This is a genomic window from Haloferax sp. SDI50, assembly GCF_059802635.1.
The window spans coordinates 2,198,677-2,224,994 of record NZ_JBPULL010000001.1 but is presented as its reverse complement, the minus strand read 5'-3'; the positions used below and the strand labels follow the sequence as shown (position 1 = coordinate 2,224,994).

Here is a 26,318-nt window from a genome sequence, read left to right as displayed (position 1 = left end):
TCACCGGATGGAACGGGGCGCGCCGAAGTCCCGAGCGGGCGTCGGAACCGGGGGCGGTGCCGCCGTCGGAGCAGGGGCCTTTTTAGTCGGTGCGTCCCACCTTCGGCACATGAGCGGCGCACTGGAGGACAAGCGCACCGCGACCCGGTTTCGCATCCTCGCCGAGATAGCCGACCGACAGCCGGCGGTGAGCCAGGGCGAAATCGCCGAGGCGGTCGGGGTGACGAGTCAGGCGGTCTCCGAGTACATCCGCGACCTCGTCGAAGACGGGCTCGTCGAAAAGCAGGGCCGGTCGCGCTACCGCGTGACGAAAGAGGGGGTCGACTGGCTGTTTCAGGAGGCTCGCGCCCTCCAGCGATTCGCCGAACACGTCACCGACGACGTGCTGGAGAGCGTCAACGAGGACGCCGCAATCGTCACCGACGACGTGGCGGCCGGCGATACGGTGACGCTGTCGCTCCGCGAGGGGCTGCTCCACGCCACGCCCGGCGACGACGGCCCGGCTATCGGCGTCGCCACCACCGACGCCGAGGCGGGCGGCGCGGCCAGCGTCACCGGCTTCGAGGGCGTCATCGAGATGGAACCCGGTTCGGTCCGCGTGCTGCAAGTGCCGCCGGCGCGACTGGCCGAGTCCGACACGGTCGATTCAGACGCGCTCGCGGCGGCGTGCGACGACGCCGATATCGTCGTCGCCGCGGGCGTCGAGGCCGTCGTCGCCTGCCGCCACGCGTCGGTCGACGTGCGGACGTGGTTCGCGCCGGGCGAGGTCGCCGCCGACGCCGCGGCCCGCGGCCTCGACGCCGCGGTCGTCGCCAGCACCGACACCGCCGGGCGCGTGACCGACGCGCTCCGCGACGCGGGCGTGCTGTTCGAAGTGACGGAGCCGTAGCTCCGCGCCGGTCTCAGTTTTTAAGTCGAACTCGCCGCTCAGCCCTCGGCGTGTTCTCGCGCCATCGTGTACGCCTCCCGTAGCTCGCGGAACCGCTCTCGGTCGCCGCCGTGGTCGGGATGCACGTCTTTCACCCGTGCGCGGTAGGCGTCCTGAACGGCCTCAGAGGAGGCGGTCGCGGGGAGGTCGAGGCGGTCGAACGCGGCCGACACCGGGTCGTCGAGGTCGGCCAGTTCGGGCTCGGCGTCCGGCACGTCGAAGGGGAGCCGTCGCCCGAGCTGGCCGCCGGGCATCTCGTGTTCGCAGAGGACGGCGTAGACGCCGGCGCGTTCGAGGCGGAAGAACGCCTGCGCGTCGAAGGTGATGGCGACGCCGCGGTCGGGGAGGAAAAACGCCACCGTCTCGCCGCGGACCGGGCGGTCCTCGACGAACCGCTCGTCGATGGAGCTGAGGTAGTCGCGGATTTCGACGCGGCGGCGACCCGTTCCGTCGACGCGGGGGCCGCGAGAGACCTGCTGCTCCGGGAACACACGGCCGCCGACGACGAACACGCCGGCGACGACGACGGAGGCGACCGCGCCCGCCGCGAGGCCGACGACGAGCCACGGCGGGAGCAGAAAGACCCACTCCGGAAGCACGCTAGCACCCAAGTGACGAGCGGTTATGAACCCCTCGCTGCCCGTAGGGATTTGCCGCCGGGGGCACAAGCGACGGTATGCGACCGATTCGATTCGAGGAGGCCGACAGCGCCGAGCGCACCCAAATCGGCGAGGGACTGACCCGGCCGGCCGTCGCCGCCGGACGACTGGAAACGGGCCGCGACGAGGGGAAGTACTTCCTCCGCCACGACGACGGCTGTGGCGTCTGCGGGACGCCGGTCGAAGCCGGGTCGCCGTTCTACCTCGACCCCGATGCCGGCGAGGTGCTCTGCGAGGAACACGGGCGGGAGCGCAGAGAGTCCTAAAACCGGGCGTCTCCGCGCCGTCGCCGCAATTTCATACTCGGCTTCGAGTGAGTTTTCATTCATACTTGTTTCGTTCGCAAACTTCTTTATCGGGGTGCGGGACCATACGAACATCACATGGCTGTAGTCTGGCTGGACGACGTACGGGCCGACGACCTCGACCTGGTCGGCGGGAAAGGCGCGTCGCTGGGTGAACTCACGGGTGCGGGGCTTCCCGTGCCGCCGGGATTCGTCGTGACGGCGAGCACGTACCGCGCGTTCATCGAGGACGCGGGCATCGACGACGAGCTGTTCGCCGCGGTCGAGGTCGACCACGAGGACTCGGCGGCGCTCCAGGCGGCCCACGAGGCGGCGCACGACCTTATCATGGAGACGCCGATGCCGGACGACGTGCGGGAAGAGATTCTCGACGCCTACCGGAGCGTCGGCGAGGGCGACTCCTTCGTCGCCGTTCGGTCGTCCGCGACGGCCGAGGACCTGCCGGACGCCTCCTTCGCGGGCCAACAGGAGACGTTCCTGAACGTCACCGAAGAGGACCTCCTCGACCGCGTCAAGGAGTGTTGGGCCTCGCTGTTCTCCGAGCGCGCCATCTACTACCGCAACCGGAAGGGATTCCCCCACGACAAGGTCGATATCGCGGTAGTCGTCCAGCAGATGGTCGACGCCGAGAAGTCCGGCGTGATGTTCACCCGCCACCCCTCGACCGGCAAGAAAGAGATTATCATCGAGGCCGCGTGGGGTCTGGGCGAAGCCGTCGTCTCCGGCACCGTCTCGCCCGACAACTACGTCGTCAGCCGCGAGACCGGCGAGGTCGAAACGGCGACCATCGCGGACAAGAAGACGATGTGCGTCCGCGACGAGGAAAGCGGCGAGACCGTCATGCGCGACGTGCCGAACGGCCGCCGCCACGAGCGCGTCCTGACCGACGACGAGGTGTCCCGCCTGCTCGAACTCGGCGAGCTGGTCGAAGACCACTACGAGAAGCCGCAGGACGTGGAGTGGGCCGTCTACGACGGCGAGGTGTACATGCTCCAGTCGCGCCCGATTACGACCATCGCGGAGGGCGACGACGGCGAGGAAACCGAAAGCGAAAGCGACAGCGGCGGGAGTTCGCGGGCGACCGCGACCGGCGACGACGTGCTCATCCGCGGCCTCGGCGCGAGCCCCGGCATCGCCTCCGGCCGCGCCCGCATCGTCACCAAACTCGACCACCTCGACCAAGTGGCCGAAGGCGACATCATCGTCACCGAGATGACCATGCCGGACATGGTGCCCGCGATGAAGCGTGCCGCCGGCATCGTCACCGACGAGGGCGGGATGACCTCCCACGCGGCTATCGTCTCCCGCGAACTCGGCGTGCCCGCGGTGGTCGGCACCGGCGACGGGACGAAGACCCTCGAAGACGGCGAGGTCGTCACCATCGACGGCGACAAGGGAACCGTCCGCGAGGGCGAAGAGCCGGAGGAGAAACAGCGCCAGCCCGTCGAGGAAGCCCGCCCCAAGACGCCCGTCAAGCCGATGACCGCGACCGAAGTCAAGGTCAACGTCTCCATCCCCGAAGCGGCCGAGCGCGCCGCCGCGACGGGCGCTGACGGCGTCGGCCTGCTCCGCATCGAGCACATGGTGCTCACGCTCGGCAAGACCCCCGAGCGGTTCATCGAGCAGAACGGCGAGCGCGCCTACGTGGACGAAATCGTCTCGGGCGTCCGCGAGGCCGCGGAGGAGTTCTACCCGCGGCCGGTGCGCGTCCGCACCCTCGACGCGCCGACAGACGAGTTCCGACAGCTGGAGGGCGGCGAGAACGAGCCGCGCGAGCACAACCCGATGCTCGGCTACCGCGGTATCCGCCGCGGCCTCGACAACCCGATCGTCTTCCGCCTCGAACTGCAGGCGTTCCGCCGCCTGTTCGATATGGGCTACGACAACCTCGAAGTCATGTTCCCGCTCGTCAACGACGCGGAGGACGTGCTGCGGGCGAAAGAGCACATGCGCGAGGCCGGCATCGACCCCGAAAAGCGCGAGTGGGGCGTCATGATAGAGACGCCCGCGGCGGCGCTCTGCATCGAAGAACTCGCTGACGCCGGCATCGACTTCGCCTCCTTCGGCACGAACGACCTGACGCAGTACACCCTCGCGGTGGACCGCAACAACGAGCACGTCGCCGACATCTACGACGAACTGCACCCGGCGGTGCTCAAACTCATCGGCGACACCATCGAGACGTGCCGCGAGGTCGGCGTGAAGACGAGCATCTGCGGGCAGGCCGGCTCGAAGCCCAAGATGGTCCAGTTCCTCGTCGACAAGGGCGTCAGCTCCATCTCGGCCAACATCGACGCCGTCCGCGACGTGCAACACGAGGTCAAGCGCGTCGAACAGCGACTCCTCCTCGACTCGGTCCGCTGACCCCGGCGAGCGTCGAGGGCCGACCACCCGCGTTCCGCTTTTTCTCGACCCCGTAGCGGTGGCCGTCGGGTGGACGACGCGGCGCACCGGAGCGGAACCGATATACTGGGCGTGGGTATAGTGGGATGCATGCAGCGCGCGGCACCGCAGGAGTTCGACCGCGTCCTCTCTTCGATGTGCACCCGACCGCACCCGGCCGCCCGGAAGGCCGCAGAGCGGTTCTTTGCCACCAACCCCGGCGACCCGGCGACCTATCAGGCCGTCGCCGCCCTCGAAGAAGACGCACTCTCGTACCTCGGCGAGATTACCGGCCTCTCGGCCCCCCACGGCTACGTGACGAGCGGCGGGACCGAGGCCAACATCCAGGCCATCCGGGCCGCGCGAAACCACGCCCGCGACGACGACCCGAACGTCGTCGCCCCCGAGAGCATCCACTTCAGCTTCCAGAAGGCCGCCGACGTGCTCGACGTGGAGCTCCGCATCGTCCCCGTGGACGACGACTACCGCGCGAACGTCGCGGCCGTCCGCGAGGCCGTCGACGACCACACCGTCCTCGTCGCCGGCGTCGCAGGCACGACCGAGTTCGGCCGCGTCGACCCGATTCCCGAGTTGACGGCCGTCGCCCACGACGCCGGCGCGCTGATGCACGTCGACGCCGCGTGGGGCGGCTTCATCCTCCCCTTTACCGACCACGAGTGGTCGTTCGCCCACGCGCCGGTCGACTCGATGACCATCGACCCCCACAAGTACGGGCAGGCGGTCGTCCCCGCCGGCGGCCTCCTGTTCCGCGAGAAGTCGGTCGTGGACTCGCTGGCGGTCGACACGCCGTACCTCGAATCCGCGTCGCAGGCGAGCCTCACCGGGACCCGAAGCGGCGCGGGCGTCGCCTCCGCGGCCGCCGCGATGCGCGAACTCTGGCCCGACGGCTACCGCGACGTTTACGAGCGCCAGCAAGCGAACGCCGACTGGCTCTACGACGAACTCCGCGCCCGCGGCTACGACGCCGTCGAACCCGAACTCCCGCTGGTCGCCGCGAGCGTCCCCGACGAGCGGTTCGAGTCGCTCCGCGACCTCGGCTGGCGCATCTCGCGGACCGCGAGCGGCGAACTCCGCATCGTCTGTATGCCGCACGTCTCCCGCGAGTCGCTCCGGTCGTTCCTCTCGGACCTCGACGACCTCCGGTCGGGACGGGCGCGTAACTGACTCGGCGGGCGGCCGACCCGGTTCGCGAACGGAGCGCGGTCCGAACCTGAAAACTTACAACCGACTGGCTTCGACCCTCTCGTGTGTCCCTCACCGCGTTCGCATCGCTCGCAGACCTGACGCTCAGTCTGTACCCCGACTTCTCGTGGCTCTCGTCGCTCGTCGAGACGGCCACCGGCTGGGTCGGGCTAGTCATCATCTTCGCCTACTCGTTTCTCATCGCCTTCGCCCTCCCGGGCGTGAGCGAAATCGTCCTCGCCGCGCCGCTCGACCTCGGCCTCTCCCACGGCGCGAAGCTGGCGGTCATCATCCTCGTCAGCGGCGCGGGCAAGGCCGCCGGGAGCGTCTTCGCGTTCCACATCGGCCGCCAGACGAAGGAGTCGGGCTACGTCGAGCGGGCGCTCGAACGGTTGCCCGTCGACGTGATGGGCTGGACCGAGCGCAAGGCCGTCCAAATCGCACAGAACTGGGGCTTCGCCGGGCTCGCGGCCGCGCTCTGCGTGCCGGGCTTTCCCGACACGCTCTCGATTTACGCGTTTTCGGTCCTCGAAGACGACTACCTCAAGTTCGCGGCCGCGACGTTCGTCGGCTCCTGCGGCCGACTCGTCGTGACCGTCATCGGCATCGAAGCCGCGCTGGCGTTCCTCTGATTGGGGCGAGGGGCGAGCCCCCAAGTGTCCCGAGCACACCGAGCGTTGCCGGAGCGTCCCAACAATTTATACGCCCGCTCGGCTTCAGTACCGGTGTGACCGCGACGGGTCTCCCCGACAACATGCGTATGCGCGCTCCCTTTTAGCCGCGGGTGGACCCGCTTTCGGCCGTCGCCTCGGTAACGTGAGCCGACGGTCGGACCCGGCGAACCTCGGGGCAGAATCGTACCGCCAGACGGACGCATCCGAAGCGGCGGGCTTTAGGCCCGCTTCCGAGATACACGAGATATATGAGTCACGAGGACTTCCCCACGGAGAACCCAGCGGTGGTGACGTGTGGACTGCCGTACGCGAACGGCGACCTCCACATCGGCCACCTCAGAACGTACGTCGGCGGCGACATATACAGTCGCTCGCTGCGAACACTCGGCCAACAGACGGCCTTCGTCAGCGGGTCGGACATGCACGGCACCCCCGTCGCCGTCAACGCCGAGAAGGAGGGCGTCACGCCCGAGGAGTTCGCGCTCCGCCACCACGAGAAGTACGAGGCGACGTTCCCCCGCTTCAACATCGAGTTCGACAACTACGGCCACACCCACGACGAGACGAACACCGAACTGACCCAGGAAATCGTCCGCACCCTCGAAGCCGAGGGCTACGTCTACGAAAAGGAGATTCCGGTCGCCTACGACCCCGACGCGGACCAGTGGCTCCCCGACCGCTTCGTCGAGGGCGCGTGCCCGTACTGCGGCGCGCACGCCCGCGGCGACGAGTGCGACGAGGGCTGCGGCCGCCACCTCGAACCCGGCGAAATCGAAGACCCGACCTCGACGCTCACCGGCAACCCCGCGGAGTACCGCGAGCGCGAGCACAAGTTCTTCGCCGTCTCCGACCTCCAAGACTACCTTCAGGAGTTCATCGACCGCCTCGAAGGCACCTCGAACGCCCGGAACCAGCCCCGCGAGTGGATAGAGGGCGAACTGCAGGACTGGTGTATCACCCGGGACATGGACTGGGGCATCGACTACCCCGGTGTCTCCGAATCCGCCGAGGATTCGGAGGCAGACCAGACTGAGTCTGGGCGTGACGAGGGCGACGACCTCGTGCTGTACGTCTGGGTCGACGCCCCCGTCGAGTACGTCTCCTCGACGAAGCAGTACACCGAACGCGTCGGTGCCGACACGTTCGACTGGGAGGCCGCGTGGAAGGACGCGGGAGACATCGTCCACATCATCGGCCGCGACATCATCCAGCACCACACCGTGTTCTGGCCGGCGATGCTCCGCGGCGCGGGCTACGTCGAACCGCGCGCGGTCATGGCCTCCGGCTTCATCACGCTCAACGGCAAGGGCTTTTCCACCTCGCGCAACCGCGCCGTCTGGGCCGACGAGTACCTCGACGAGGGCTTCCACCCCGACCTGCTGCGGTACTACCTCGCCACCAACGGCGGCTTCCAGCAGGACGTGGACTTCTCGTGGTCGAAGTTCAAAGACCGCGTGAACAGCGAACTCGTCGGCACGGTCGGCAACTTCCTCTACCGGTCGATGCTGTTCGCGTACCGCAACTTCGAGGGGACGCCGGACGCGGCGGTGTCCGAAGAAGTCGAGAGCCGAATCGAGGAGGCCATCGAGGAGTTCGAAGCCGGCATCAACGACTACTCGGTCCGGAAGTCCGGCAACGCCGCCGTCCGCCTCGCGCAGTTCGGCAACGAGTACATCCAGCGCAACGAGCCGTGGAAGCTCACCGACGAGGACCCCGAGGCCGCGGCGCAGGTCATCCGCGACTGCGTCCAAATAGCGAAGGCCATCGCCGTGCTGTTCTTCCCCGTCGCGCCGGGCAAGATGCAGGCGCTCTGGGAGCAGCTCGGCGAGGACGGTTCCGTGGCCGACACCGGCGTCGACGACGCCTTCGAGGCCCCGCCGGCGTCCTTCGGCGAGCCCGAGGCGCTGTTCGAGAAAATCGAAGACGAGCGCGTCGAGGAGCTCAACGAGAAGCTCGACGCGCGCGTGGCCGAGACGGAATCCGAAAGCGACGAGTCCGACGGGGACGCCGAGGAGGGTATGGACGCAGACACCGACGCCGACGCCGACATCGACTTCGAACCCATCGCGGACGACCGCATCAGCTTCGAGGAGTTCCAAGAACTCGACATCCGCGTGGGCGAAATCGTCGCCGCCGAGGGCATCGACGGCGCGGACAAACTCGCCAAGCTCACCGTCGACATCGGCGTCGAAGAGCGCCAAATCGTCGCCGGCATCAAACAGCTCCACGACCTCGACTCGCTTTCCGGATCGAAAGTCATCATCGTCGCTAACCTCGAAAAGGCCGAACTGTTCGGCGTCGAGTCCAACGGGATGCTGTTGGCCGCGGGCGACGAGGCCGACATCCTGACGACCCACGGCGACGCCGTCCCCGGCACGAAAGTGCAGTAGACGGCCGCTCAGCTCCGATACGCGACCGACCGCGACCCGGTTTTTCGACGCACCGTGTCGCTGCCGATACCGTCCTCGTGTCAGACGCGGACCACAGCGCCTAACTGCGCCGACCCCCGAGCGTCGGCCATGCGAATCGGAAGACGGGAAGCGGTCGGAATCGTCGTCGCGCTCGCGGTGTTCGCGGGCGTCGTCGCCGCGGTCACGGGCGGCGGCGCGGGCACCCTGACCGTCGAGCGCGTGGACGAACTCCCGCAGGGACAGGGCGCGGTCGCCTTCGGCAACCTCGACCCCGACCAGCGCGAGACGTTCGCGGAGGCCGTCTCGACCGGCGAGCCGGTGGCGCTACCGAACGAATCGGCGCGAAACGAGTTCGTCGAGCCCGGCTACGTCCGGTACGACGGCGACATCTACCGGACGACCGTCTCCGACTGAGCCGGCGTTCGGCGCTCGAATCCCGCCCCGAGACCGGAGCCGATTTGAGCGGCGACGCTGGAGCGCCGTCCATGCGAGTCAGCGTGTTGCTCGCCGTGGCGCTCGTCCTCTCGACGGGCTGTCTCGGCGGCGGAAGCGGGACGGCGAGGCTGAGCGTCACCCGAGTCGACGACCTCCCACAGGGCGAGGGGGCCGTCTCGTACCAGAACCTCGCCCCGGACCAACAGTCTGCGTTCCGACAGGCGCTCGGGGGCGAGTCCGTGACGCTCCGGAAAGGAACGGACAGAAACGAGTTCCGCGACCCGGGATACGTCAGATACGACGGGGGAATTTATCAAACGACCATTATAGTTCCGTGAGGCCGCCCGAGCGGTCAGTTCGACGGGCGAACTATAGCGAGTACGTATGCGAACCCGTTACTCGGCACCGAGTTCATCATCGGGCTTTTTTACCAGTCACTCGTAGGCGACGCCATGAGAAACGCAAAAATCGTCTGCACCCTCGGTCCCGCGTCGTTCGACCGAGAGACGATTCGCGGGCTCGCCGACGCCGGCATGAGCGTCGCCCGGATGAACGCGAGCCACGGCAACGTCGAACACCGGTCCGACGTCATCGACAGCATCCGCGCCGTCGACGACGCGACCGACGAACCGCTCGCGGCCATGCTCGACCTGCAAGGCCCCGAAGTCCGAACCGCCGACATCGACGAGGACATCTACCTCGAAACCGGAAGCGAGGTCCGCTTCTACGAGGGCGACGAGGCCACGCCCGAGGCCGTCGGCCTGTCGTACTCCATCACCGCCGCTGAGTCCGGCGACACCATCCTCCTCGACGACGGCCGCATCGAGGCCACCGTCGAGTACGTCGAGGACGACGCGGTCCACGCGACCATCGTCTCCGGCGGGGAACTCAGCTCGCGCAAGGGCGTGAACGTCCCCGGCGTCGACCTCGACATCGACCTCATCACCGACTCCGACTACGAGAACCTGAAGCTCGCCGCCGAGAAGGAAGTCGACTACGTCGCCGCCTCGTTCATCCGCGACGCGGAGGACGTCTACACCATCAGCGACACCCTCGAAACCCTCGGCGCGGAGATTCCCATCATCGCCAAAATCGAGCGCGCCGGCGCGGTCGACAACCTCGACGAAATCATCCAGGCGGCCCACGGCGTGATGGTCGCTCGCGGCGACCTCGGCGTCGAGTGCCCGCTCGAAGAGGTGCCCATCATCCAGAAGCGCACCATCCGCAAAGCGCAGGCTGCGGGCGTGCCGGTCATCACTGCGACCGAGATGCTCGACTCGATGGTCCGCTCGCGACGCCCGACCCGTGCGGAGGCGTCCGACGTGGCCAACGCCGTCCTCGACGGCACCGACGCCGTGATGCTCTCCGGCGAGACCGCAGTCGGTGACCACCCCGTCCGCGTCGTCGAGACGATGTCCCGCATCGTCGAGGAAGTCGAGGAAAGCCCCGAGTACGACGAGAGCCAAGAACAGCGCGTCCCGACCGCCGACGAGGGCTCCCGCACGGAGGCGCTGGCCCGCTCGGCGCGCTATCTCGCCCGCGACGTGAACGCCGCGGCCGTCGTCGCCGTCTCCGAGTCCGGCTACACCGCCCGGAAGACCGCGAAGTTCCGCCCCGGCGTGCCCGTCGTCGCCGTCACGCCGAACGACCGGACGCGCCGCCAACTCGCCGTCTCGTGGGGCGTCTCGGCGCAGTACGCCGATTACAGCCCGAGCGTCGAGGGCGTCATGGACGACGCCGTCACCGCCGCGCTCGACGCCGGCGTCGCGGAGTCCGGCGACACCATCGTCGTCCTCTCCGGCATGATGACGGAGCTCGAAGGGACGAACACGACGAACATGCTCAAGGTCCACGTCGCCGCCGAGCCCGTCGCCACGGGCCGGAAAATCGTCAGCGGTCGCGTCGCCGGTCCGCTCTACCGAACCGAGGACGGCGACCTCACCGAGGTCCCCGAGGGCGCGATTCTCGCGCTGTCGGCCGAGTTCGACGGCGAGTTCGACGGCGACGCCGACAAGCTCGCCGGCATCGTCGACGCCCGCGCGGGCATGACCGGCTACCCGGCGCTCGTCGCGCGCGAACTCGACATCCCGATGGTCTCGGGCGCGCCGCTCCCGAAGACCATCGCGCAGGGCGCGACCGTCACGCTCCACGCCGAGCGCGGCATCGTCTACGAGGGCGACGTCATCAACCACGACCGCGACAGCCGGTAGGAGTGCGGTAGCCCTTTCCCGCCGCGACGCCTACGCACGAATCGATGTCCCGCGCACCCTCTCCCGAGGCCGACGACGACCGCGACGGTGACGGCGATGGCGACGGCGAGTGGCGCTTCGGCGTCGACGACGTCGGCCCCGACGGCATCATCGACGACGAGCCCGAGTTCGAACAGCTCCCCATCGAACCCGGGTCGCCGCGGGCGGAGAACATCGTGTTCGTCCTGCTCGGCGTCCTTCTCGCGGTCGGACTCATCGTCGTCACCGCGTTCCCGGGCGCGTTCTGAGCGACCCGCCGGACGCCGACCGCGACCCACTGTGAGAGCCGGCTTCGACCGTCCGACTTTCCGTTTTGATAATCGGGACTGTTGATTTATGTGACCCCGAGGGGAACCACCTCCAACTCCCCGGCCCAGCCGAGTTGAGTCGCGCAGTCCGCACACCTCCGTGTTGGTCGCCGCGTCGGTGCTCTCTGCGGCACGCCGGGTTCCGACGCCGGTGGTCGCGCCGCCCGCACCCGCGACGGAATCACCCGCGGTGGCGACGATATCCCTCCCGGCCGTCGCGTGCTCCGCACCGAACTGGCCGCACGGCGGCTGCGACGCCGACGAACACCCAGACGACAAGATGACACACGACCGACGACGCGGACACGACCGACAACCCGCCCCTGACGGCCCGGAGGGACGCGAACAGTGACGAGACTCGTCGAACTCGAACCGACGAAGTTCGTCCGCTTCCTCTCGGACCTCTGGACGCAGCGGAACTGGCAGACGAACGCCCAGCCCCGCGGCGAGGGGAGATACCTCGTGCAGGGCCAGCGCGGCGACGGCACGAAAGGACTCATGCTCGTGCTCCCGACCGTCGAGACGACCGTCGAAACCGAGCACATCAAGGGCTTCGTCGCGCACGCGAAAAAGCGCGGCGTCGACACCGTCGTCGTCGCCACGCAAGGCGAGTTCGCTGACGCGGTCCGCGGGTTCGCCACGAACCACGACGTGACGCTGTTCGACCGCGACGAACTCGGCGAGACCGTCGCCGACGAGGGCCTCGAACAGACCGTCAAGCAGTACACCGACGGCGACGTGTTCGAGACCGCCGAGGTCGAGTTCGGCCTGCCGTTCGACCTGCCCGAACCCGTGGAAGACGCGTTAGCGTCGCTCCCGATAGCCGCCGTCCGCGAGCGACTCGCCGGACTCATCGACGGCCGTGGCGACGCCGGTGGTGGTGACGGCGATAACGGTAGCAACGGCGGCAACAACGGCAACAACGGCAACAGCGGTGACGGCGACTCCTCGGCGGGCTCGCTCCGCGACAGGCTCCCGTCGTCGGTCGACGACCTGAAATCCGGGTCGCCGCCGAGCGTTCGCGTCGTCGTCGTCGCGGTCCTCTTGCTCGTCCTCGCGCTCGGCTCCGTCGCCGTGCTCGGGCCGATGCTGGACGGGCTCGGCGGGTCGAGCGGCGGCGGTTCCGGGGGCGACCACGGCGTCTCCGTCTCCGCCCTGTCGAGTGCGAGCGCCGACTCGGCCGACGTGGTCGCCCGGTGGAACGCCCGAACGACCGACACGCTTCAGGTCGGCAATCAGACGTACGCCCCGCCGGAGGGAGAGCGGTTCGTCGTCGTCGGCTTCAACGCGACGGCCACCGGCGACTCGCCCGGAACCCTGTCGCAGTCGGCGCTCGTGTTCGAATCGGACGGCGTCAGATACGGGCACCAACCGCTGTCGAACGCGACCGGCTTCGACAACGGCGGGCTGTTCGCCCCCGGCGAGGACGTGCACGTCTGGACCGTCTTCACCGTGCCGACGAACGCAACCACGGGGACCGTCCTCGTCCAGCCGACCAACGAGGACACTGTGGCGTTCGTCCACGACGACGCCGTCTCGACCGACCCGAACCGCGACGACTGAGCGCGGCCGAATCCGGCGCGTCGAACGCGCGCCGCGTTCGACCCTCAATCCTTAATCGGGCGACGGCCCTAGACCCGGTATGGCATACCCGCCGCTCCCGTTACAGACCGGTCTCGTCAGTCCCGAGACGCTCCCGCTGTTGCTCGTGCTCGCGGGGCTCGGCCTGTCGCTCGCGGAGGCCATCGCCCCCGGTGCGCACTTCGTCGTCCTCGGCGTGGCCCTCCTCGCGGCGGGGCTGGCCGGTCTCCTCATCGCACCGCTCGCGAGCCCGCTCATTCTCGGGCTGCTCGTCTTCGTCTTCGGCGCGCTCGCGCTCTACGGCTACCGAGAGCTCGATATCTACGGCGGGAAGGGAGAAGGGAAGACGAGCGACTCGGACGCCTTGACGGGCAAGATGGGGCGCGTCACGGAGCGCGTCACGCCGACCAGCGGCGAGGTCAAACTCGACGAGGGCGGCTTCAACCCCTACTACGCCGCCCGGTCGGTCCACGGCGAACTGGAGGAGGGAACCGAAGTCATCGTCGTCGACCCCGGCGGCGGCAACGTCGTGACCGTCGAGGGAGTCGGTCCCGGCGAGGACGAAATCGACCGCGAACTCGCCCGCGAACGGGCGCGGCGACACGAGGAGTCCGCGGAGCGAGACGAAGAAGAACTCGAACGCGAGGGCACGGAAGGCGTCTGACCGCCGGCCACGACGCCGCGGACGGCCCGAACCGCCACCGACCCGAACCGCCATCTGACGCCCCGTCATCCCCGAAACCGTCCGACGTGACGCCCGTATCACACGAATACTTATCATTCTGCCAACCCAAGGCGGGCGTATGGACCTACTTGCCCTCCAAGCGGGGCTGGGTATCGGAGGCGTCGTCGTCGGCCTCCTCGTGCTCGTCCTCGCCATCGTGACGGTGTACCAGATGGTCGAAATCGTGGACGCCTACGAGAAGAAGGCGCTCACGGTGTTCGGGGAGTTCCGACGGCTCCTCGAACCGGGTATCAACTTCATCCCGCCGTTCGTCTCTCGGACCTACGCGTTCGACATGCGGACCCAGACGCTCGACGTGCCCCGGCAGGAAGCCATCACGCGCGACAACTCGCCGGTCACGGCCGACGCGGTCGTCTACATCAAGGTGATGGACGCGAAGAAGGCGTTCCTCGAAGTCGACGACTACAAGCGCGCCGTCTCCAACCTCGCCCAGACGACGCTCCGGGCGGTCCTCGGCGACATGGAACTCGACGACACGCTCAACAAGCGCCAGGAAATCAACGCCCGCATCCGCAAGGAGCTCGACGAGCCGACCGACGAGTGGGGCGTCCGCGTGGAGTCCGTCGAGGTCCGCGAGGTCAACCCCAGCGCCGACGTGCAGCAGGCGATGGAGCAACAGACCTCCGCCGAGCGCCGCCGCCGTGCCATGATTCTCGAAGCGCAGGGTGAGCGTCGCTCCGCCGTCGAGCAGGCCGAGGGTGAAAAGCAGTCGAACATCATCCGCGCGCAGGGTGAAAAGCAGTCGCAGATTCTCGAAGCGCAGGGTGACGCCATCTCGACGGTGCTCCGCGCGAAGTCCGCCGAGTCGATGGGCGAGCGTGCCATCATCGACAAAGGCATGGAGACGCTCGAACGCATCGGACAGGGCGAGTCGACGACGTTCGTCCTCCCGCAGGAGCTCACCTCGCTCGTCGGCCGCTACGGCAAACAGCTCACCGGCTCCGACGTACAGGACATGGAGGGCCTCTCCAGCAAGCAGTTCGACGAGGAGACCCGCGAGCTCATCGGCCTCGACGACATCGAGGAGATTCTCGGCCAGATAGACCAAGCCGCGGAGATGAACGTCGAACAGCTCGAACAGGAGGCCGAGGCAATCAAGGCCGGCGCGGAGGTCAACGACATCAAGTCGCCCGACGAGGTCATCGCCGAGGCCGACGAGGACGAACAGCCAATCAAGTCGTCCGACGAGGTCGTCGGGGAAAGCGAGGGCGCAGGGGACGCGGCCGCGACCGACGGCTCGGCGGACGCGAACTCCGCGGGCAACGGCCAACCGGCCGCCGACGCCGCCGACGAGGGCGACGACGACGAAAACGACATGAGCTTCGAGAAGGACCTCGAATAGTCGCGTCGCCGGACCGTCCCGGATTCGGACGGGTGTAAACGCCGAAGCCCTTTTCTTCGCGCCGTCTCGTATGTGGTGGTAGATGTCGAACCGCCGGGTAGACGAAGACAAGCGCGCGACCCTCCGTCGATTCGCCGCGCTCGGGGCCGCCACTCCGCTCGTGGGCCTCGGGGGCGGCGACGACGGCGACGACGACTCGTCGGGGTCGAGCGACGCGCGGGACGCCATCGTCGGCTACGTCGCGTCGACGCCCGGCGCGCACTTCTCGAAGGTCCGCGACGACCTCCAGTTAGGAACCGGTGAGACGCAGTACCACCTCCGGAACCTCGTCGACGACGACACCCTCGAAGTCAGCCGCGACGGCGACTACAAGCGGTTTTTCCCCGCGGGCCGGTTCTCGGAGTTCGAGCAGGTCGCCCTCGGCTACCTGCGCCGCGACACGCCGCGCGGGATGCTCGTCCACCTGCTTCGCGACCCCGCGGCGACGGGGAGCGAACTCGCCGCCCGACTGGGCGTCTCGCGGGCGACGGTGAGCACCTACGCGAAGGAACTCGACGCCGTGGGCCTCCTCTCCCGGGAGGACGGCTACGCGGTCCGCAACCCTGAGACGGTTATCACGCTGCTGATTCGCTACGCCGACTCCTTCGGCTCCGACGCCGCGGCGTTCGCTGACGACGCGGCCGAACTCATCCGCTTCGACCCCTGACCGGGCCGGGAGTCGGTGCCGGCGCTGCTCCGTCGATTCGGAACCAGAACATTCAGCGGCGGCGCTGGGACGCGAGGAAACCCGAAAAAGCGGGGATGGAACGACGTGGGGTGGGAGACGACGGCGTTCCGGGTGGGGTGGCGCGAGAGAGGTCGCGCCGGGGTGCACGCCGGAGACGGCGTGCGGCGGGGTCAGAGTGAAGCGTCAGCGGGGGCTCAGACGGTCACCTTCCATGTCGTGCCGGAGGAGTAGCCCCACTTCTCGACGGTCACGTCGAAGTCGCCGTCGAGGATGGGACGCATGTTCGCGCCGACCTCCTTCGCGGAGAGGTCGAGGTCGTCGGCGATGAGGCGGGACTTGAAGTACGTCTTCGCGCCGGCGTTCGAGCGGAGGTAGTCGAGGATGCGGCGCTGTTTCTCCGAGAGGCTGGGTTTGGTGTCGGGGGCTTCGCCCTCGACCGCGGCGGCGGAGGCGGTCGTGCTCATACCTACACAGAGAGACGAGACGCCTATCAGGGGTTTGGTACGGGAGCTTAACACGTCGCCGTCCTGCGATTTTCCACAAAAACGAGCCCTCGGGGAGGCCCCACCGCGCCGTCGCAGGTACAGTCGCCTAACAGCCACGCGACGCGGACACATCAACGGGGAGACATTCGGGGAGACCGGCACGCCGTCGAACGCCCGAGCGCTCCGAACTATCCGTCTAAGCGGAGCGTACCGACTCCAAGACAGAAAATTCATACGCGGATAGCGGCCATACGACGACAATGGGTCGCCCGACAGAACGACGCCCGGCCGCCGCAACCGCGGCCGGCGTCGAAGTGAGCGTTGTCCTCCCCGCCTACAACGAGGCGCGGACCATCGAGAACACAGTCCGCGTCACCGTCGAGACGCTCGAATCGTTCCTCCCCGCCGACGCCTTCGAGGTCATCGTGGCCGAAGACGGCTGCGACGACGAGACGCCGGCGATAGCCGACCGGCTGGCCGCCGAGGACGACCGGATTCGCCACTACCACAGCGACGCTCGGCTCGGCCGCGGCGGCGCGCTCGAACGCGCCTTCGAGGCCGCCCACGGCGGCACGCTCGTCTACTTCGACACGGACCTCGCTACGGACATGCGCCACCTCGAAGAGCTGGTCGAGCGCGTCCGCTCCGGCGAGTACGACGCCGCGACCGGGTCGCGCTGGATGCCCGACCGCGTCGCCGACCGCCCGCCGAAACGCGGCGTGCCGAGCCGCGTCTACAACGGTCTCGTCCGCCTGTTCCTCCGCTCCGACCTCCGGGACCACCAGTGCGGCTTCAAGGCCTTCAGCCGCGAGACGTTCGAGGCGCTCCGCGACGATGTGGAAGACGACCACTGGTTTTGGGACACGGAGATGCTCGTCCGCGCGCAGCTCGCGGGCTTCCGAGTCGCTGAGTTCCCCGTCGATTGGGAGCCGAAAGGCGACACGAAAGTCGACCTCGTCCGCGACGTCCTTGGGATGGGAAGCCAGATTCTCCGGACGTGGTGGCAGCTCACGGTCCGGCCGCGCATCACCCGCCGGGTGACCATCGTCGCCGGCCTGCTTTTGACCGTCTTCGCGCTCGCGCTGATGACGCTCTACATCGACCCCTCGGAGGTCATCTCGGTGCTCGGCGACGCCGACCCCGCGCTCGTCGCGGCCGCCGCGATTATCTACGTCGTCTCGTGGCCGCTCCGGGGGATTCGCTACCGCGACATCCTCGGCGAACTCGGCTACCGCGAGAAGGCGGGCTTCCTCACGGGGGCGATATTCATCAGTCAGACCGGGAACCTCGTGTTCCCCGCCCGCGCTGGCGACGCCGTCCGCGCCTACGTCGTGAAGGCGCGGCGGAACATCCCGTATCCCTCGGGCTTCGCGTCGCTGGCGGTCGAGCGCGTCTTCGACCTGCTCACCATCGCGGGGCTCGCGGGCGTCGTCCTCGTCGGCCTCGCGGCGACCGGCGGCCTCGACGACATCGCCACGGTGCTCGCGACCGGCGTGAGCGGCGGCTCGGTCGACGTGTCGGCCGACGACGTGCGCACCGTCGCCTACGTCGCCACCGGCGTCGGCGTCGTCGCCGTCCTCGGCGTCATCGGCATCGCGCTGTCGGCCCGCGCGGACCGGAACGTCGTCCGGGCGTTCGTCGGCCGGTTCTCGTCTGACTCCTACGTCGAACTCGTCGCGGGCGTCATCGAGCAGTTCGTCTCCGACTTGCAGGCGGTCGCCGGCAACCGCGCCGCCTTCACCCGCGTCGGCCTGACGAGCCTCGCCATCTGGACCATCGACGTGGTGACGGCCGTCGTCGTCCTGCTCGCGCTCGGCGTCGACATCGACCCCGTCGTGCTCGTCGGCGTCTCGTTTTTCGCCGTGAGCGTCGGCAACCTCGCGAAGGTGCTTCCGCTCTCGCCCGGCGGCGTCGGCCTCTACGAAATCGCCTTCACGGTGTTCATGGCCGCGCTCGCGCCGGTCACGCCCGCCGCCGCGCTCGCCGCCGCGGTCCTCGACCACGCGGTGAAAAACGCCGTCACCATCGTCGGCGGCGTCGGCTCGATGCTGTCGCTTAACGTCTCGCTGACGACCGCGGTCGAAGAGAGCGCCGAGGTGCGCGACCGCGAACACGAACTCGCCGACTCGAAGTGACGTGCGCAGTCGGCTCAGTCCGACTCAGTACAGTTCACACCGGAACGGCGCGAACGCGCCCGTGACGGCCGATTCGAGCGCGTCGGTGCGAGTGAGGCGGCCGCCGGTGAACACGCCCGCCGCGCCCTCGTTTTTCGCGATATCGTCGGTGCCGAGCACGTCGTCCATCACCGGCCCGAGTTCTTCGCCCGCGTCGATGCGGTCCGCGATGCTGGCGGGGAGCGCGAGGCTCGGCCCCGCCGCGCGACCGACGCGCTCGCCGTCGGTCACGGCCGCCCACATCACGAGGTACAGGTCGGTCTCGTCTGTGCCGTCGCCGGCCGAGAAGGCCGCCACGCCGCCCTCGATGCCGACGCCGAAGTCGTAGTCGCCCGCGTCGAGGGCTCGTTCCGCGCGGGTGACCGCGCCCGCGATGGTCTCGTCGTGGCCCGTCGGCTGTTCGGAGACGCCCGAATCGACGGCGACCGCCGCCACGGAGGCGTCGGGGCAGGTTCGTTCGACCGCGCGCCGCTTCACCGGGTTGCCGCTTCCGACCGCGATGTCCATGTCGGAAGCGCGTCGCCCGGTTATTTCCCTTCGTCGGATTCGGTCGGGGTCGCGGTCGTGGTCGCAGTCTCGGACGCAGCCGCCCACGGCTCGGGGAGGTCGGCGTCGGGATGCAACAGCCGCGCGAGGCGGTCGACGCCCGAGACGACGGCGGGGCTCGGCTGATTGAGAAGCGCGTCGTCGACGGCGTGGACCGCGGCGTCGAGATTCCACCCGCGAGCGTCGAACGCCTCGGGGTCGCCGCGCTCACCCTTCCCGCAGGGGTGGAGAATCACGTGGTCGGGGTCTGCGGTCGCGACGGTCTCGGGGTCGACTTCGGCGGACCGCTCGCCGGGCGCGACGAACGGAGCGGTACCGCCGGCGACGCGGACGAGGTCGGGAACCCAGTTGCCCGCGGCCATCGGCGGGTCGGCCCACTCCTCGCAGTAGACGGTCGGGCGGTCGCGGCCGGCGACCGCGTCGGCAACGCGGGCGAGGTGGTCGCGGCAGTCGTCGGCGAGCGCCGCCCCCGCGCCGGCGTCGCCCGCGGCGTCGCAGACGACGGGAAACGAGTCCAGCACCTCGTCGAGCGTCGCGGGCGCGACGTGAATCACGTCGTAGCCGCGCTCGCGGGCGGCCGCCGCGACGTCCGACTGGAGGTCGTCGCAGGTGCAGACGGCGTCGGCGTCGAGGTCGTCGACCCGGTCGAAATCGGGGTTCAGCCAGCCGCCGACGACCGGCTTGTCGGTCGACGAGTGAACGGTCGCCCCGACGACGTGGGCGTCGAGACCGGCGGCGGTGAGGATGGCCGTCGCGCTCGGCGCGAGCGAGACGACGCGGGGGGTCGCAGCCATGTGTAGTCGTAGCAACGCCCCTTCGTGAAAAGTATGTGTCGCGTCGTCGGCCGCCGGGACGCCGGCGGGGCGTCACCGATGAGTCGCCGGCGAGGTCCCGAATCCCTCACGAACCTCAATCACTCGTGTGATGGCCTCGCACGGGTGAACGCCGCCGCTCGCCGAAAGCGATACCAAACCATTTATGCGGTCGTCTGCGGTTGCTGGTGTTACGGACAGCATCCGGGTTCTAGCCGCCTCTAACCACCCATTCCCGGAGCACCCGCCGTCGTATCCATGAGTGAACGAATCTGGACCCGAAACCCCGGCGCACAGGAGCAGGAACGAAACACGCAGAACGGCCGACAGGAGGCCGAGACCGAACAGGAAGAGACGAAGGGCGACACGCTTCAGTGCCCCGAGTGCGGCGGTCACGTCGTCACCGACGACGAACACGGCGAGACCGTCTGTAACGACTGCGGCCTCGTCGTGACCGCGGACTCCGTCGACCGCGGCCCCGAGTGGCGCGCGTTCGACGCCCGCGAGAAAGACGAGAAATCCCGCGTCGGTGCGCCGACGACCAACACGATGCACGACAAGGGGCTTTCGACCAACATCGACTGGCGCGACCGCGACGCGTACGGCAACTCCCTCGGCGCGCGCCAGCGCCAGAAGATGCAGCGGCTCCGCAAGTGGAACGAGCGGTTCCGCACCCGCGACTCCAAGGAGCGCAACCTCAAGCAGGCGCTCGGCGAAATCGACCGCATGGCCTCGGCGCTCGGCCTCCCCGAGAACGTCCGCGAGACCGCCTCGGTCATCTACCGCCGCGCGCTCGACGACGATCTCCTGCCGGGTCGTTCCATCGAGGGCGTCGCCACGTCGTGTACCTACGCCGCCGCCCGCATGGCCGGCGTCCCGCGCTCGCTCGACGAAATCGCGGAGGTCTCGCGCGTCGAGAAGAGCGAGGTCGCCCGCACCTACCGCTACATCGCCCGCGAACTCTCGCTCGAAGTCAAGCCCGCCGACCCCGAGCAGTACGTCCCGCGGTTCGCCAGCGAGCTCGGCCTCTCCGACGAGTCGAAGATGCGCGCGCGCCAACTCTTGAAGAACGCCAAGGAGAAGGGCGTCCACTCGGGTAAGTCGCCGGTCGGCCTCGCCGCCGCCGCCGTCTACGCCGCCGCCCTCCTCACCAACGAGAAGACGACGCAGGCCGCCGTCAGCGACGTGGCCGACATCTCCGAGGTCACCATCCGCAACCGCTACCACGAACTCCTCGAAGCCGAGGAGAACCTCGGCCTCGTCTGAGGACCGAGACGGTCCCGCGCCGAACCGCGGTTCGACCCGGACGAAACGCCTCGATTTTCGCTTATTCGCCCGCCAGCGACGGCGCTCGAGCGACAGGTCACGGCAGAATCGAACCGCACGAGCCGACGGCACCGCGGCGACCGCCCCCGCACCGAGGCGAAGGGTTTTGTTTCGGGGGAAATACGTCCGTACGATGCGCACGACGCACGCCCTCACGGTGGGCGACGCCGCCGACACCGGACTCGCCGACGAGAGCGTGAACCTCGTCGTCACGTCGCCACCCTACCCCATGATAGAGATGTGGGACGACCTCTTTTCGGCGCGCGACGACGCCGTAGACGCGGCGCTCGACGCGGGCGACGGCGACGCCGCCTTCGAGGCGATGCACGAGCAACTCGACGCCGTCTGGGACGAGGTGGCCCGCGTGCTCGCGCCCGGCGGGGTCGCCTGCGTGAACGTCGGTGACGCGACCCGGAGCCTCGACGGGTCGTTTCGCCAGTACCCCAACCACGCCCGCGTGCTCACGGCGCTCAGCGAGCGCGGACTGACGCCGCTTCCGGACGCCGTTTGGCGGAAGCCGACGAACCGCCTGACGAAGTTCATGGGGTCGGGGACGCTCCCGACGAACGCCTACGTCACCCTCGAACACGAGTACGTGCTGGTGGTTCGGAAGGGCGACCCGCGGTCGTTCCCGCCGGGCGACGACCGACGCTACGAGAGCGCCTTCTTCTGGGAAGAGCGCAACCGCTGGTTCTCCGACCTCTGGGAGTTCGGCGGGACCGACCAGCGCCTCGATTCGGGGGACAGAGAGCGCTCGGCGGCGTTTCCCGTCGAACTGCCGCTGCGCCTGATTCGGATGTACTCGGTCTACGGCGACACCGTCTTCGACCCCTTCGTCGGCACCGGGACCACGACGCTCGCGGCCATGCTCGCCGGCCGGGACTCCGTCGGCTACGACCTCGACGCCGACCTCGTCTCGGGATTCGAACGCCGACTCGACGACCTCCCGGAGCGCTCGCGCGCGGAGGTCGAACGCCGACTCGACGCCCACCGCGAGTTCGTCGCCGGCCGCGACGAGCGCCCCGGTCACGACGCCGAACACTACGACTTCCCGGTCGTGACGAAACAGGAGCGCCGCATCCGTCTGTACCGAGTGTCGTCGGTCGAGGCGTCGGCCGACGGCGCGAACCGCGAGTTCGCCGTCGAACACGAGCCGTTCGACGGGACCGAGGCGGCCGCGGCGTCGGAGCGCCCCGAACTCTCGGAAGACGCGACGACGACCGACTGAGGTCAGACAACTCGAATTCGAGGGTTTCAGACGCCACCGGGGGAATTCGGTAGTGTGTTGCTGACTGTCCGACAATCCAGACGTTTAAGAGCGCGGACGACGACGCCAACGAACGATGCCCGATGCTCGTCGTCGCGCGTTCGTCGCCGCCCTCGTCGGCGTGGTTGGTGCCTCGCTCGGAATCGCCGGGGCGGGCCACGTCTACCTCCGCGAGTGGCGACGCGCAATCGCGTGGTTCACCTTCGTCGTCGGCGCGGGACTCGTGTTGCTCTCGACGTTCACCGACCCTGCGACCGTGACGGTGGACTCGCTTCCCAGAGAGGTGCTGTTCCCCGTCCTCGGACTGCTGTTTCTGAGCGCGCTCGACGCCTACCGCGTCGGAAGCCGCCCGCGCGGCCGCAACGCGAACGGCGAGCCGACCTGCCCGGTCTGCGGCGGCGAACTCGACCGGAACCTCGACTTCTGTCCGTGGTGTGCGACGGAACTCGAATGGTACACGGTCGAAGGATAGAGAGCGTCGACGAACGCCCGACGCTGCGTTCGAGTTCGAAAAAACGGTTTCCGCCCGTTACTTCTCGATGATGCTCTCTTCGACAGCCTCACCGAAGTGGCGCGCCGTGTCTTCGTAGTAGATGAGCATCTCGTCGCCGGGTTCGAGGTCGGTGACCGCGGTCCGGCCCTCGCGGGTGTGGACCTTGATTGTCTCGGCGTTCTGGAGGAGCGTCGTGACGCGGTCGCCCTCGTAGTCCGCGGAGATGCGGAACATCGGCCGCTTTTCGATTTTCACGCGCCCGACGATGGCCTCGCGGGTGTTGCCGTTCGTGTCGATGAGCTGTACCTCGTCGCCGCTTTCGAGTTCGGAGAGGTAGACCGTGCCGCCGTCGGGAGTCCGCGCGTAGGCGTGGACCGCGCCCGCGTTGACTCTGAACGGCCGAGACGCGACGTACGGGGACTTCGCCGTCTCGGCGTGGACGAAGAACAGGCCGCGGGCCATCGAACCGACGAGCATCCCCTCGTCGTGGTCCATAATCGTGCCCGTGTCGACGCAGACGCGGTCGGCCATGCCCGTGCGTTCGACCTCCGTGACCTCGGCCCAGACGAGGTCGAGCGACTCGCGTTCGGCCTCCTCGCGGACCTCGACGGTCTTTCGAATCTCGTCGGGGTCGTCGCTGTCGAGGAGGACGCCGTCGGAGCCGAGTTCGAGCGTCTCGAAGGCGGTCTTGGCCTCCTCGGCGGTCGTGACGCCCGCGATGAGGTCGGTCTCCTCGCCGATGCGGGCGATGAGGTTCTCCAGCGGGATGATGGTCCAGTCCTCGCCGATGACGATAGTGTAATCGCCGTCGCGGGCGGCCTCCTCAGCGAACGCCTCGTAGTCCTTGCTCAGGATGCGGACGTACGAGCCGTTTGCGAGGTCGTCGCCGCGGCGGAGCGTCGTCAGGTCGGCAGACCCGGAGAAGTCCGAGGGGAGTTCGACGGTCGCGTCGCCCTCGCCGTCCTTGCCGACGATGTAGGCGTCGGCGAGCGCCGAGGGCTCGGCGTCGTCTTCCTCTGCTTCCATCACGTGGACGTCCGCGTCGGTCCGGAACGCGGCGACGTTGACGTCGCCGAGTTCGCGCACCCGCTCGACATCGGCCTCGTCGACGAGGACCCAGTCGACGCCGGCTTCCAGTCCGGCCGTGATGCGTCGCTTCCGCGTCTCCCAGTCGCCGACCGCGTCGTCGGCTTTGAGCCAGACGCTTCGTGTCATTATCGACTTCACTCGGTGGGCGGGCTTGAACGTGGCGAATGAACCAACGGACGGCGAGCGGATAGCGAACGGACGACGACGGAACGCTTGAGCGCCCCGCCCAAATTCCATATCGCACGATACGATTTATTGGGGGTTCGGGAGAGCATGGGCGGTTGGACGACGCTTCCAACCACCGACGCGAGTCGAACGAGAGACTCACCTCGCTCAGTCACCCAAAACTCTCATCGAGTCGCCGTCGGTTGGGCCGTGACTCGGAGTGGTGCGCCTGCGACCGACGGGGTAGTCGTCTCGAACGTGACCCGTGAGTGCGTCGTCATCGGTGTTTCTGTCATCGAGTTCGTCAATCCACGAAAATAGAACACAGCGGCCACACCGAATCAACCGCCGACACACGAGAGCGACGACGGAGGCGATTCGTCAGCACCGACACACCCGTACCGAGGAGGTCGCTGAAATCGACCGCGTGGAATTCCGTCTCGGGTGTGGAACTCCGGGGTTCGAGGCTGGAAGACGGGGGTCGCGGTCGGTCGAACGTCGTTCTCTCACTCTACCGCGGAATCCGACAACGACCGGCCAGACAACTGAACCGCGTCACGAACGCGGTTCCGCGAACGGCGCGTCAGAACCTGGAGAAACTGATTCTTGGGTGCGCGCCGGCGCTCGCGCCCCACCGACCACGACAGCGCCCGGCCGGTTCGACAGTCGATAAACCGATTACGGCGATATGAAATCAGTCAAATCGGCCCAGTCCCGTCTGGACCGCGCCGCGCTCGCGGTCGAGAAGCGCGCGCTTCAGGTCGACGCCGCCGGCCGCGGAGAAGCCGCCGAGGGAGTCCGCGCCGACGACGCGGTGGCACGGGACGACGAGCGGGACCGGATTCCGTCCGCAGGCCTGTCCGACGGCGACCGCGTGGCTGTCGAGTTCGGCCGCAACCTCGCCGTACGTTCGGGTCTCGCCGTACGGAATCGACGCCATAACGCGCATCACGTCGCCGGTAAAAGAGTCGGGAAATCGCACGTCCACGTCGAACTCGCGGCGCTCCCCGCGTTCGTACTCGACGAGTTGGTTTCGGAGCGAGTCGGCAGCACAGTCGATACGTCGGTCGTCTACCTCGACCGCGAACCCCCACATGGTGACGCGCATGGGTAGCGTTCGCGCTCGGCGGGTATCTAGTTGTAGGCCAGCGATGTCGGGAAAACAGAACCCCGTCGGAACGCCGGAATCGCGAGCCGCGTTACGCCTCGATGCCGAGCCCGGCGCGTTCGAGCGCGGTGTCCACGTCTGCGTCGTCGTGTATGACGGCGCTGACGGCGCGGGTGATGGCCTCGGGGTTCTCGTGCTGGAAGATGGAGCGACCCATGGAGACGCCGGCCGCGCCGGCGTCCATCGTGCCGCGGACCATCTCCACCGTCTCGCGGTCGGTGCCGCGACTGCCGCCGGCGATGACGACCGGCAGGCGCGTGGCCTCGACGACGCGACCGAAGGAGTCGGCGTCGCCGCTGTATGCCGTCTTCACCACGTCAGCACCGACCTCCTCGGCGAGGCGGACGGCGTGGGCGAGCGCCTCGGGGTCCTGTTCGTCGATGCCGGGGCCGCGGGCGTAGGACATCGCGAGAACGGGCACGCCGAAGTCGGCGGCGCGAGAACAGAGGTCAGCGAGTTGCGTCATCTGGTCGGGTTCGTAGTCCGAGCCGACGTTGATATGGAAGGAGACGGCGTCGGCACCGACGCGGAGCGCGTCTTCGACGGTGCCGGTGAGTCGCTTGTCGTTTTCGTCCGGGCCGATATCCGTCGAGCCGTTTACGTGGACGATGTAGCCTTTGCCGTTTTTGTTCGGGTGGACGCGCGGCGCGGTGCCCTTGTGCGTGAGGACGGCGTCCGCGCCGCCGCGCGTGATGCCGTCGATGGTGGATTCGATGTCGACGAGGCCCGTGACCGGGCCGAGCGTGATGCCGTGGTCCATCGGGACGATGAGGTATCGCCCGTCTGTGGAGATGCGGTCGAGTCGTGCGGAGAGTCCGATATCTGTGTTCATGTATGAGAAAGG

General features: G+C 68.4%; 25 protein-coding genes. 18 read left to right on the top strand and 7 right to left on the bottom strand.

The annotated features are described in order from the left end of the window. The first annotated feature begins 109 nt into the window (after positions 1 to 109). Positions 110 to 889, top strand: coding sequence for a DUF7839 domain-containing protein (locus ACSR87_RS11720; protein WP_498530589.1), 780 nt, complete (start codon positions 110 to 112; stop codon positions 887 to 889). A 38-nt stretch (positions 890 to 927) separates the two neighbouring features. On the opposite strand, the gene ACSR87_RS11715 is transcribed toward ACSR87_RS11720, so the two are convergent. Next, complete coding sequence (locus tag ACSR87_RS11715) at positions 928 to 1,527, bottom strand: J domain-containing protein (RefSeq protein ID WP_498530588.1); 600 nt, start codon at positions 1,525 to 1,527, stop codon at positions 928 to 930. A gap of 77 nt (positions 1,528 to 1,604) precedes the next feature. Between ACSR87_RS11715 and ACSR87_RS11710 the strand changes: the two genes are divergently transcribed. The 13 genes from ACSR87_RS11710 (at position 1,605) to ACSR87_RS11650 (ending at position 15,928) form a co-directional block, all read left to right on the top strand. Beyond that, complete coding sequence (locus ACSR87_RS11710) at positions 1,605 to 1,853, top strand: DUF8075 family protein (protein ID WP_498530587.1); 249 nt, start codon at positions 1,605 to 1,607, stop codon at positions 1,851 to 1,853. Between the two features lie 117 nt (positions 1,854 to 1,970). Further along, positions 1,971 to 4,256: a phosphoenolpyruvate synthase gene (gene ppsA / locus ACSR87_RS11705; protein WP_498530586.1), complete on the top strand. Its 2,286-nt coding sequence runs from the start codon at positions 1,971 to 1,973 to the stop codon at positions 4,254 to 4,256. A 129-nt stretch (positions 4,257 to 4,385) separates the two neighbouring features. After that, complete coding sequence (gene mfnA, locus ACSR87_RS11700) at positions 4,386 to 5,459, top strand: tyrosine decarboxylase MfnA (protein ID WP_498530585.1); 1,074 nt, start codon at positions 4,386 to 4,388, stop codon at positions 5,457 to 5,459. An 83-nt stretch (positions 5,460 to 5,542) separates the two neighbouring features. After that, the gene (locus ACSR87_RS11695; protein WP_004044126.1) at positions 5,543 to 6,109 is read left to right on the top strand and encodes a YqaA family protein; all 567 of its coding nucleotides are present in this window, start codon (positions 5,543 to 5,545) and stop codon (positions 6,107 to 6,109) included. A gap of 290 nt (positions 6,110 to 6,399) precedes the next feature. Next, entirely contained in the window at positions 6,400 to 8,541 is a 2,142-nt protein-coding gene (gene metG / locus ACSR87_RS11690) for a methionine--tRNA ligase (RefSeq protein ID WP_498530584.1), read from the top strand. Between the two features lie 129 nt (positions 8,542 to 8,670). Further along, positions 8,671 to 8,976 (top strand): DUF7979 domain-containing protein, encoded by a 306-nt coding sequence (locus ACSR87_RS11685; RefSeq protein ID WP_405309644.1) that lies wholly within the window; start codon positions 8,671 to 8,673, stop codon positions 8,974 to 8,976. A 71-nt stretch (positions 8,977 to 9,047) separates the two neighbouring features. Continuing rightward, positions 9,048 to 9,335 (top strand): DUF7979 domain-containing protein, encoded by a 288-nt coding sequence (locus ACSR87_RS11680; protein WP_498530583.1) that lies wholly within the window; start codon positions 9,048 to 9,050, stop codon positions 9,333 to 9,335. A gap of 114 nt (positions 9,336 to 9,449) precedes the next feature. Continuing rightward, a complete protein-coding gene (gene pyk / locus ACSR87_RS11675; protein WP_498530582.1) occupies positions 9,450 to 11,207 on the top strand; it encodes a pyruvate kinase in 1,758 nt (585 codons plus the stop codon). Positions 11,208 to 11,251: 44 nt separating this feature from the next. Continuing rightward, entirely contained in the window at positions 11,252 to 11,494 is a 243-nt protein-coding gene (locus tag ACSR87_RS11670; RefSeq protein WP_405309641.1) for a DUF7312 domain-containing protein, read from the top strand. A gap of 408 nt (positions 11,495 to 11,902) precedes the next feature. Beyond that, positions 11,903 to 13,117, top strand: a complete 1,215-nt coding sequence (locus ACSR87_RS11665; protein ID WP_498530581.1) for a restriction endonuclease — start codon at positions 11,903 to 11,905, stop codon at positions 13,115 to 13,117. A gap of 79 nt (positions 13,118 to 13,196) precedes the next feature. Beyond that, complete coding sequence (locus tag ACSR87_RS11660) at positions 13,197 to 13,799, top strand: NfeD family protein (RefSeq protein WP_498530580.1); 603 nt, start codon at positions 13,197 to 13,199, stop codon at positions 13,797 to 13,799. 139 nt (positions 13,800 to 13,938) lie between these two features. After that, positions 13,939 to 15,222 carry an SPFH domain-containing protein gene (locus tag ACSR87_RS11655; RefSeq protein WP_498530579.1) on the top strand — a complete coding sequence of 428 codons (1,284 nt, stop codon included), beginning with the start codon at positions 13,939 to 13,941 and terminating at the stop codon, positions 15,220 to 15,222. Between the two features lie 82 nt (positions 15,223 to 15,304). Further along, positions 15,305 to 15,928, top strand: a complete 624-nt coding sequence (locus ACSR87_RS11650; RefSeq protein ID WP_498530578.1) for a winged helix-turn-helix transcriptional regulator — start codon at positions 15,305 to 15,307, stop codon at positions 15,926 to 15,928. A gap of 215 nt (positions 15,929 to 16,143) precedes the next feature. On the opposite strand, the gene ACSR87_RS11645 is transcribed toward ACSR87_RS11650, so the two are convergent. Beyond that, positions 16,144 to 16,413 (bottom strand): DUF7123 family protein, encoded by a 270-nt coding sequence (locus ACSR87_RS11645; RefSeq protein ID WP_004044137.1) that lies wholly within the window; start codon positions 16,411 to 16,413, stop codon positions 16,144 to 16,146. 281 nt (positions 16,414 to 16,694) lie between these two features. Between ACSR87_RS11645 and aglD the strand changes: the two genes are divergently transcribed. Continuing rightward, positions 16,695 to 18,569, top strand: a complete 1,875-nt coding sequence (aglD, locus tag ACSR87_RS11640) for a flippase domain-containing glycosyltransferase AglD (RefSeq protein WP_498530577.1) — start codon at positions 16,695 to 16,697, stop codon at positions 18,567 to 18,569. A 24-nt stretch (positions 18,570 to 18,593) separates the two neighbouring features. Here the strand turns inward: aglD and yjjX are convergent, their stop codons facing one another. Both yjjX and ACSR87_RS11630 read right to left on the bottom strand, forming a co-directional pair. Further along, positions 18,594 to 19,115 (bottom strand): inosine/xanthosine triphosphatase, encoded by a 522-nt coding sequence (gene yjjX, locus ACSR87_RS11635; protein WP_498530576.1) that lies wholly within the window; start codon positions 19,113 to 19,115, stop codon positions 18,594 to 18,596. 20 nt (positions 19,116 to 19,135) lie between these two features. Beyond that, a complete protein-coding gene (locus tag ACSR87_RS11630; RefSeq protein WP_498530575.1) occupies positions 19,136 to 19,948 on the bottom strand; it encodes a helical backbone metal receptor in 813 nt (270 codons plus the stop codon). 276 nt (positions 19,949 to 20,224) lie between these two features. On the opposite strand from ACSR87_RS11630, the gene ACSR87_RS11625 reads away from it, so the two are divergent. The 3 genes from ACSR87_RS11625 (at position 20,225) to ACSR87_RS11615 (ending at position 23,031) form a co-directional block, all read left to right on the top strand. Further along, positions 20,225 to 21,232, top strand: coding sequence for a transcription initiation factor IIB (locus tag ACSR87_RS11625; RefSeq protein ID WP_004044141.1), 1,008 nt, complete (start codon positions 20,225 to 20,227; stop codon positions 21,230 to 21,232). A gap of 193 nt (positions 21,233 to 21,425) precedes the next feature. Continuing rightward, positions 21,426 to 22,520, top strand: a complete 1,095-nt coding sequence (locus ACSR87_RS11620) for a DNA-methyltransferase (protein ID WP_498530574.1) — start codon at positions 21,426 to 21,428, stop codon at positions 22,518 to 22,520. A gap of 115 nt (positions 22,521 to 22,635) precedes the next feature. Next, positions 22,636 to 23,031: a DUF7575 domain-containing protein gene (locus ACSR87_RS11615; RefSeq protein ID WP_004064351.1), complete on the top strand. Its 396-nt coding sequence runs from the start codon at positions 22,636 to 22,638 to the stop codon at positions 23,029 to 23,031. A gap of 57 nt (positions 23,032 to 23,088) precedes the next feature. Here ACSR87_RS11615 and ACSR87_RS11610 read toward each other — a convergent pair whose 3' ends face one another. From ACSR87_RS11610 to ACSR87_RS11600, 3 genes are all read right to left on the bottom strand, one after another. Continuing rightward, a complete protein-coding gene (locus tag ACSR87_RS11610; protein WP_498530573.1) occupies positions 23,089 to 24,267 on the bottom strand; it encodes a 3-dehydroquinate synthase II in 1,179 nt (392 codons plus the stop codon). Positions 24,268 to 25,000: 733 nt separating this feature from the next. Further along, positions 25,001 to 25,414, bottom strand: a complete 414-nt coding sequence (locus ACSR87_RS11605) for a methylated-DNA--[protein]-cysteine S-methyltransferase (RefSeq protein ID WP_498530572.1) — start codon at positions 25,412 to 25,414, stop codon at positions 25,001 to 25,003. Between the two features lie 91 nt (positions 25,415 to 25,505). Continuing rightward, on the bottom strand, positions 25,506 to 26,306 hold the full coding sequence (locus ACSR87_RS11600; protein ID WP_498530571.1) for a 2-amino-3,7-dideoxy-D-threo-hept-6-ulosonate synthase: 801 nt from the start codon (positions 26,304 to 26,306) through the stop codon (positions 25,506 to 25,508). Positions 26,307 to 26,318 lie beyond the last annotated feature (12 nt).

Coding starts and splice junctions, on each gene's coding strand:
- ACSR87_RS11720 (WP_498530589.1), top strand. CDS start 110: ATGAGCGGCGCACTGGAGGACAAGCGCACCGCGACCCGGTTTCGCATC.
- ACSR87_RS11710 (WP_498530587.1), top strand. CDS start 1,605: ATGCGACCGATTCGATTCGAGGAGGCCGACAGCGCCGAGCGCACCCAA.
- ppsA (WP_498530586.1), top strand. CDS start 1,971: ATGGCTGTAGTCTGGCTGGACGACGTACGGGCCGACGACCTCGACCTG.
- mfnA (WP_498530585.1), top strand. CDS start 4,386: ATGCAGCGCGCGGCACCGCAGGAGTTCGACCGCGTCCTCTCTTCGATG.
- metG (WP_498530584.1), top strand. CDS start 6,400: ATGAGTCACGAGGACTTCCCCACGGAGAACCCAGCGGTGGTGACGTGT.
- ACSR87_RS11685 (WP_405309644.1), top strand. CDS start 8,671: ATGCGAATCGGAAGACGGGAAGCGGTCGGAATCGTCGTCGCGCTCGCG.
- ACSR87_RS11680 (WP_498530583.1), top strand. CDS start 9,048: ATGCGAGTCAGCGTGTTGCTCGCCGTGGCGCTCGTCCTCTCGACGGGC.
- pyk (WP_498530582.1), top strand. CDS start 9,450: ATGAGAAACGCAAAAATCGTCTGCACCCTCGGTCCCGCGTCGTTCGAC.
- ACSR87_RS11670 (WP_405309641.1), top strand. CDS start 11,252: ATGTCCCGCGCACCCTCTCCCGAGGCCGACGACGACCGCGACGGTGAC.
- ACSR87_RS11660 (WP_498530580.1), top strand. CDS start 13,197: ATGGCATACCCGCCGCTCCCGTTACAGACCGGTCTCGTCAGTCCCGAG.
- ACSR87_RS11655 (WP_498530579.1), top strand. CDS start 13,939: ATGGACCTACTTGCCCTCCAAGCGGGGCTGGGTATCGGAGGCGTCGTC.
- ACSR87_RS11650 (WP_498530578.1), top strand. CDS start 15,305: ATGTCGAACCGCCGGGTAGACGAAGACAAGCGCGCGACCCTCCGTCGA.
- ACSR87_RS11645 (WP_004044137.1), bottom strand. CDS start 16,413: ATGAGCACGACCGCCTCCGCCGCCGCGGTCGAGGGCGAAGCCCCCGAC.
- aglD (WP_498530577.1), top strand. CDS start 16,695: ATGGGTCGCCCGACAGAACGACGCCCGGCCGCCGCAACCGCGGCCGGC.
- yjjX (WP_498530576.1), bottom strand. CDS start 19,115: ATGGACATCGCGGTCGGAAGCGGCAACCCGGTGAAGCGGCGCGCGGTC.
- ACSR87_RS11630 (WP_498530575.1), bottom strand. CDS start 19,948: ATGGCTGCGACCCCCCGCGTCGTCTCGCTCGCGCCGAGCGCGACGGCC.
- ACSR87_RS11625 (WP_004044141.1), top strand. CDS start 20,225: ATGAGTGAACGAATCTGGACCCGAAACCCCGGCGCACAGGAGCAGGAA.
- ACSR87_RS11620 (WP_498530574.1), top strand. CDS start 21,426: ATGCGCACGACGCACGCCCTCACGGTGGGCGACGCCGCCGACACCGGA.
- ACSR87_RS11615 (WP_004064351.1), top strand. CDS start 22,636: ATGCCCGATGCTCGTCGTCGCGCGTTCGTCGCCGCCCTCGTCGGCGTG.
- ACSR87_RS11610 (WP_498530573.1), bottom strand. CDS start 24,267: ATGACACGAAGCGTCTGGCTCAAAGCCGACGACGCGGTCGGCGACTGG.
- ACSR87_RS11605 (WP_498530572.1), bottom strand. CDS start 25,414: ATGCGCGTCACCATGTGGGGGTTCGCGGTCGAGGTAGACGACCGACGT.
- ACSR87_RS11600 (WP_498530571.1), bottom strand. CDS start 26,306: ATGAACACAGATATCGGACTCTCCGCACGACTCGACCGCATCTCCACA.